Consider the following 5,457-nt stretch of genomic DNA (forward strand, 5'->3'; position numbering starts at 1 on the left):
AAACGGCTTTTCCTCATCTCGTCTGCTCCTTCAGGTTGCGCAGACTCTACATCACAGCGAGGGAACTTCCGGGGGGCAGGTCACATCGGCACTGCGCTCGGCCTCGCCCCCGAGAAGATTGATGATCTTTTCCGTCAAGCCGCGACCATCACGGCCTAACCCCGCTCACGAAAAAGGAGGCTCTTATGCCGCTAGAGCGTTACCACGGCGTCCGCGTGACGCAGAGCGCGGACGAACTGGTCGTCGCGCGTCCCAAGACCACCAGCGTCATGGGTATCTTGATGCCCATTCCCTCGGCCGATCTCCCGGCGGGTATGGCCTTCAACAAGCCTATCGCCATCCGCAAGCCTGCCGATGCGGCCGGTGTGCCGGATGATGTCATGGCGGAAATTGATACTGCCTTGGACAACGGTGCCAGCACCATCATCGTGGTCCTGACCAATGAGGGCACGGAAGCGGCTGAGCGCGTGACCAATGCCGTGGGCGATGCCGCCACCAAGACCGGCGTCCATGCCTTCAAATCGGCCGCGATGCTGGGCTTGCCCCGTCCGAAGCTTCTGGTCCTGCCGGGCTTTCGTGCCGCTTCGGCCGCGCCGGCTGATCCGGTCATTGCCGAGGCGATCACGGTTGCCAACGACATCCGCGCGCAGCTTTATGTGGACGGTCCCGGCACCACGATTGAAGCGGCCAAGCAGGCTGTGACCCTGATCGGCGCGCAAAGGCGTGTCAGCATCTCCGATGGCCCGATCCTGAAATCCGAGGATGGCGTTGTCGTCGCCCGTCCATCCAGCACCGCCTTCGCCGCTGTGCAGGCCATGCTGGACATGAACCGCAGCCCCGCCTGGGCACACACCAACGTCCTGCTGGAAGGCGTCGTGGGGGTGTCTCTGCCGGTGGAATACGGCACCGAGGCCAGTGAACTGAACGAGGCCGGCGTCAACACGATCATCAACCGGGGCGATGGTTTCCGCACCTGGGGGCCGATGACCGCGGCTGTCGGCACGATCTGGGAGTTCGTGAACGTGGTTCGCGTGACCGACATGGTTCACGAGAGCATCGAGGCAGCCTTCATCGAATACATCGGGCGCCCGATGACGAAGGACAACCTGGATCTGATGAGCATGACCGGGCGCGGGCTGCTGAAACAGCTTGAGGTCGAAGGCGTCATTCTGCCGGGTTCGCAATTCGGCCTGTCCACCGACAATCTGCCGGAAACCGGTGTGCAGGGCATCGTCAAGTTCGCGATGGCCTTCGAAGTGCCGGCGCCGATCTACGATCTCCGCATCCAGGCGCACCGCCAGATCAACGTGGCCTATACCGCCCTGTTCAACTCCGTCACCGGTCGGTTCGAAACCGACGCAGCCCTGTAAGGAGGGTTCATCATGGCAACCTTGCCCGCCTATGTCCTGAAGGACTGCACGATCGTTGCGAACGACCGCAACCGGATCGGCCAGGCCAACGAGATCACCATTCCGGTCCTGGAAAAGACCACCGAGGAAATGCGCAACGCGGGCATGATCAAGCCCCGCGAGGTGTTCATGGGCTATGAGGCTACGCGCGCCAGCTTCAAGGAAACCGCCTTTGATCCGGCGATGATCGAACTGCTGGGCGTGGGCAAGAATGACAAGTTCATTGCCCGTGGCTACCTGCAGTCTGAGGACGGCACCGAACACGGGGCCCGGTTCGAGTTCTTCGGGGACGTGCTGAAAATGGACCCCGGCAGCTGGTCCACTGGCAGCCGCGCCGAGGCGGAATACGAGATCACCGTCCACAGCGGTTCGCTGTTCATCGAAACCAACAGCGTTGATCAGGAAGTCTTCGCCTTTGATGACTTCTCGGTCCGCGTGATGGGCGTCGAGCAGATGCCGGGTCGTCGCCGCGCGTTGGGGATGACCTGACATGACCGATACCGTTGAAGTGAAGCTGGATTACCCGGTTACGTTCAAGGACAAGACCATCGACACGCTGACCTTCCGGCGCCGGAAGGCCCGCGACCTGGTGGCGATGGATGCCGTGAAGGGCGAGATGCAGAAGACCCTCGCCCTTTATGCATCGATGTGCGGCCAGCCTTTGCCGGTGATCGAGGATCTTGACGGGGAAGACCTCGACAAGGTGATGGAAGCTACGTTGCCCCTGATGGGAAAGACGGCGGCGGCGGCGGTGAAGGATCAGGCGAAGGAGCCGGTTTCGCACTGATGGTCGCCGCCTGCGGCCGGTATCTGCACCAGCCCATCAATGACGTGATGGACTGGGAAACGGACCTGTTCTTCCTGATGTTCGACCAGATCGCGCCGTTGGTGAAGGGTGAGGGAAGTTAGGCGCTATGGGTCAAGGTCCAGACACAGGATCGCTTCGACCCTTCCTAAGACCTCCCACATCGTTGCCTTGTCGGCCTTGCTATGGAACTCGACACTTCGTGCGATCCAGTCCAAGCTGCGGAAGTGATCAGTCAGAACGAAGCCTGTAAATCCCGCCCCGCGCGGGAGGGGAACTTCAAAAGACGATCCCTTGCCCTGGTTCGTGATAGGACAGAATATCGCTAGCCCCGTGGCGATATTGAAATTCTGCGGAGAAAGGACGATGGCAGGACGGCGTCCAGCCTGCTCAGTTCCCGCTTGAGGGTCAAAATCGAGCCAGACAAGGTCGCCCCTGTCTGGCTGATAAAAAGAATTCTTCTTTACCAAGCTTCCTCGCCTTTCGGCTTGCCCCAATCGAACTCAGCACTTGTCGCGGCGTCTTCTTGGGTCCGTTCTGGAACGCCTTGCAGAAGTTCGGCTAGTTTGAACTTCTTCCGGACCGCCGTCAGAACGATCTTTCCATCCGTTGCCGTGACTTCAACGGCAACACCTTCCTTCAATCGAGCCTCCTGCGCGACATGAGCGGGAAGCCTAACTGCCAGGCTATTTCCCCACTTCGACACGTTCAGTTGCATGTTGTCTCTCCATTTGATTCGTCCACGCTCTTACAGGCGAGTTACAAGTGGTATCTACATCGGCTATACGGTAATGCAAGCCGTCGCATCGAAGTTGCATTAAAATGTGATTGACCGTCACTTGGAGTGTGACAGTCACGCGTTGCGGATCAGGGACATGGAGGATCACCGAACGGGGATGAACAGCGCTAGATCCCATGCCTCAAAGCGTCCGGCATGGGTGCCGTAGTTTTCCCAGTCCGTCTGGCTGAACATGAATTCCTTCACTGCCTGCTGAAAGGCAGCATGTGCTTTGGGGGTGTTTTCTAAAGGTCTGGCAGCAAAGCCCTCAGCCGTAGGTTCGACGATGGCGTGCGGAATGGTCGGTAGATCGGTCATTGAGAACTCTCGGTTAGGGGTCAGGGTCATGATTTGGCCGCTGTTTCGTCCTTTAGAAAGTTGCGGAGGTCAGCAAGGCTGTCTGCAATCTCTTTCGTGGGAGGCTCTACATCCCCGATCTGCTGGAGAAACGCGGTAGTCACGCCGACAGAGAACGCACGTGCCTGTTCGAGGGCAGCCAGCTTTTCGGGGCCATTGGGTAGACTGCGGATGGTTTCATTCATTGCGCGCAATGCGTGGATCGCGCTGACCCAAGGGTCTACTGGTGGATACTTTTCTTCTAGCGTGGCAACGATTTCCGCGTTCATGCTTCGATTGTTCGCCTCGGCGGCAGCCTTGATCCGGTCGCGCATCCCGTCAGGGAGGCGGACAACAAACTGATCTAGTTGCTTGCTGGGTGGCGTAGTCATCGAATCTCTCCGCAAGATACTATGCAGATGCTATCAAAAACTACTTGACCACAATGATACGCAGTGCATAGTAATACGTATTGCATATCATTGGAGGCTAGCTTGGCTAAAGAGGAAGTTCCACGCCCTATGAGCATCCGAATGCCGTCAGGGATGAGGCAGGAACTGCGCATAATGGCGGCAATCCACGATCAGTCGCTTACAGAAGAAATTCTGGTGCGGTTGCGTCGGTCACTCGCCGAAGACGCAAAGAAGAGGGCAGCAGGGGACGGTCGCCAAACTCAGACCCCTGCTGCCGAGACCACCCAGAAAGATGGTCAGGAGGCCGCTTAACCATGAAGATGCCGATTAGGCAAATCATCATCGGTGACAGGCATCGGAAGGACATGGGCGATCTTGACGCCCTGGCTTCCAGCATCGCCGATATCGGGCTGTTGCAGCCCATCGGAGTAGCCCCCGATAATCGACTTATCTTCGGGGAGCGGCGGCTTCGCGCATTCCGGGATATTCTCGGGCAAACCGAGATCGACGTTCGCATTATCGACATGCCGCACATCGTTGTCGGCGAGAATGCGGAAAACGAAGTCCGTAAGGATTTCACGACATCAGAGCGGGTAGCAATTGCGCAAGCTATTGTTGACGAAATAGGGGGAAGGCAAGGCCATCGATCCGACATGAAACCTCGTCCCAATGGGGACGAAGTTGAAGGACGGACGGATGCTTTCGCCGCCAAGCGCGCAGGTTTCCAAGGTAAGCGCAGCTATCTCGACGCAAAGCATGTCGTTGAAAATGCCGAGCCAGAAATCGTGGATGCGATGGATCGGAAGGTCTTGTCGATCTCGGCGGCACGCAAGGCCACGATCCTCCCCCCAGAAAGGCAGCGGGAGATTGTCAAGAGTGATGCGCCTCGCGTGGATCTTGAGAGGCAATTTGAAGCTGAACGGCGCCAAGAAGCTTTGCGGGAAGATCCATTGTTGAAGTGCCAGACGGTCACGGATGCAGTTATGGATATCGCTAATACCGGTATGACTGCCGACGAGTTTCGCGCAGTCGCGGCACCAGCCACCGTTGCCCGCTTGCAGCGTTATGCACTGCCAGCCTTTCGTTTTCTTAAGGGCATTGTGGAGGTTGGGCATGACCAGAAACGAGCGGGCTAGACTGAGCTACGAACTCCGCCGGATCGTCGTCCATCACGCTACAATGGGCGAACGCATGACAACTGGTGCGATTTATGACGAGGCACGGGTCGGCTTGGCTGACCTGATGGAGGATGCCAAGGAGCGTATGTTCCGTGAGGCGATGAACGGAATGATCCGACAGATCATGAAGGAGACAACGCGCCAGTCTCAGGAAGCCGTTCGAGCGCCAGCCTTATCGCCAGAGCTTGAGCGGTTGGAAGTTCCACGGTGTATTGCGCTTCCGGCGCAGTCAGGCTCCCGCGAAATGGAGTGGGTTCCAACCTTTCGAGCAACGCCGAATGAACTGATGCGCCACATCAAGTATCTTCGGGAAAATGCCCGCGCTGATCTTGAGAAGGCTAAAAAGCTGCAAGTCTTCCATGATGAACTTCTGAAAGTTGTCAACGTGGACGATCTGGATCAGCCCATTGAGGATCTGATCGCTCAAGCCAGAGCAGCATAAACCAAGCGGCTCCCTGAGCTACTCCCCGATCCTTGGACAGTTTTCGGGGATGTTTAAGCTACTGCCTGCGCCTGCTGATCGGTTTCGATGGTGTTG

The 5,457-nt window shown here is 57.9% G+C and carries 11 protein-coding genes; 7 read left to right on the forward strand and 4 right to left on the reverse strand.

The genetic code is table 11. From position 1 onward, the window contains the following. Nucleotides 1–185: 185 nt before the first annotated feature. From IE224_RS20420 to IE224_RS21330, 4 genes are read left to right on the forward strand one after another with little or no spacing between them, the layout of a single operon-like run. Nucleotides 186–1,370, forward strand: coding sequence for a phage tail sheath subtilisin-like domain-containing protein (locus tag IE224_RS20420; RefSeq protein WP_191313314.1), 1,185 nt, complete (start codon nt 186–188; stop codon nt 1,368–1,370). Between the two features lie 12 nt (nt 1,371–1,382). Then, nucleotides 1,383–1,898 (forward strand): phage major tail tube protein, encoded by a 516-nt coding sequence (locus IE224_RS20425; protein ID WP_191313316.1) that lies wholly within the window; start codon nt 1,383–1,385, stop codon nt 1,896–1,898. Nucleotide 1,899: 1 nt separating this feature from the next. After that, nucleotides 1,900–2,196: a phage tail assembly protein gene (locus IE224_RS20430; RefSeq protein ID WP_191313318.1), complete on the forward strand. Its 297-nt coding sequence runs from the start codon at nt 1,900–1,902 to the stop codon at nt 2,194–2,196. Further along, the gene (locus IE224_RS21330) at nt 2,196–2,318 is read left to right on the forward strand and encodes a hypothetical protein (RefSeq protein ID WP_268246577.1); all 123 of its coding nucleotides are present in this window, start codon (nt 2,196–2,198) and stop codon (nt 2,316–2,318) included. The genes IE224_RS20430 and IE224_RS21330 overlap by 1 nt, the downstream gene beginning before the upstream one ends. A gap of 3 nt (nt 2,319–2,321) precedes the next feature. On the opposite strand, the gene IE224_RS20435 is transcribed toward IE224_RS21330, so the two are convergent. The 4 genes from IE224_RS20435 to IE224_RS20450 all read right to left on the reverse strand — a co-directional run bounded on the left by IE224_RS20435 (nt 2,322) and on the right by IE224_RS20450 (nt 3,720). Next, complete coding sequence (locus IE224_RS20435) at nt 2,322–2,684, reverse strand: type II toxin-antitoxin system PemK/MazF family toxin (protein WP_191313320.1); 363 nt, start codon at nt 2,682–2,684, stop codon at nt 2,322–2,324. Next, a complete protein-coding gene (locus tag IE224_RS20440) occupies nt 2,678–2,932 on the reverse strand; it encodes an AbrB/MazE/SpoVT family DNA-binding domain-containing protein (protein ID WP_191313322.1) in 255 nt (84 codons plus the stop codon). The genes IE224_RS20435 and IE224_RS20440 overlap by 7 nt, the downstream gene beginning before the upstream one ends. Nucleotides 2,933–3,097: 165 nt before the next feature. Beyond that, entirely contained in the window at nt 3,098–3,340 is a 243-nt protein-coding gene (locus tag IE224_RS20445) for a hypothetical protein (protein ID WP_191313324.1), read from the reverse strand. After that, nucleotides 3,337–3,720: an Arc family DNA-binding protein gene (locus IE224_RS20450; RefSeq protein ID WP_191313326.1), complete on the reverse strand. Its 384-nt coding sequence runs from the start codon at nt 3,718–3,720 to the stop codon at nt 3,337–3,339. Before IE224_RS20450 ends, IE224_RS20445 begins: the two co-directional genes overlap by 4 nt. A 141-nt stretch (nt 3,721–3,861) precedes the next feature. Between IE224_RS20450 and IE224_RS21485 the strand changes: the two genes are divergently transcribed. From IE224_RS21485 to IE224_RS20465, 3 genes are read left to right on the forward strand one after another with little or no spacing between them, the layout of a single operon-like run. After that, on the forward strand, nt 3,862–4,053 hold the full coding sequence (locus tag IE224_RS21485; RefSeq protein ID WP_373305592.1) for a hypothetical protein: 192 nt from the start codon (nt 3,862–3,864) through the stop codon (nt 4,051–4,053). Between the two features lie 2 nt (nt 4,054–4,055). Then, the gene (locus IE224_RS20460) at nt 4,056–4,877 is read left to right on the forward strand and encodes a ParB/RepB/Spo0J family partition protein (protein ID WP_191313329.1); all 822 of its coding nucleotides are present in this window, start codon (nt 4,056–4,058) and stop codon (nt 4,875–4,877) included. Beyond that, complete coding sequence (locus IE224_RS20465) at nt 4,855–5,361, forward strand: hypothetical protein (protein ID WP_191313331.1); 507 nt, start codon at nt 4,855–4,857, stop codon at nt 5,359–5,361. Before IE224_RS20460 ends, IE224_RS20465 begins: the two co-directional genes overlap by 23 nt. The last annotated feature ends 96 nt before the right edge of the window (nt 5,362–5,457 follow it).

Source organism: Paracoccus aerius (genome assembly GCF_014656455.1).
Classification (GTDB): domain Bacteria; phylum Pseudomonadota; class Alphaproteobacteria; order Rhodobacterales; family Rhodobacteraceae; genus Paracoccus; species Paracoccus aerius.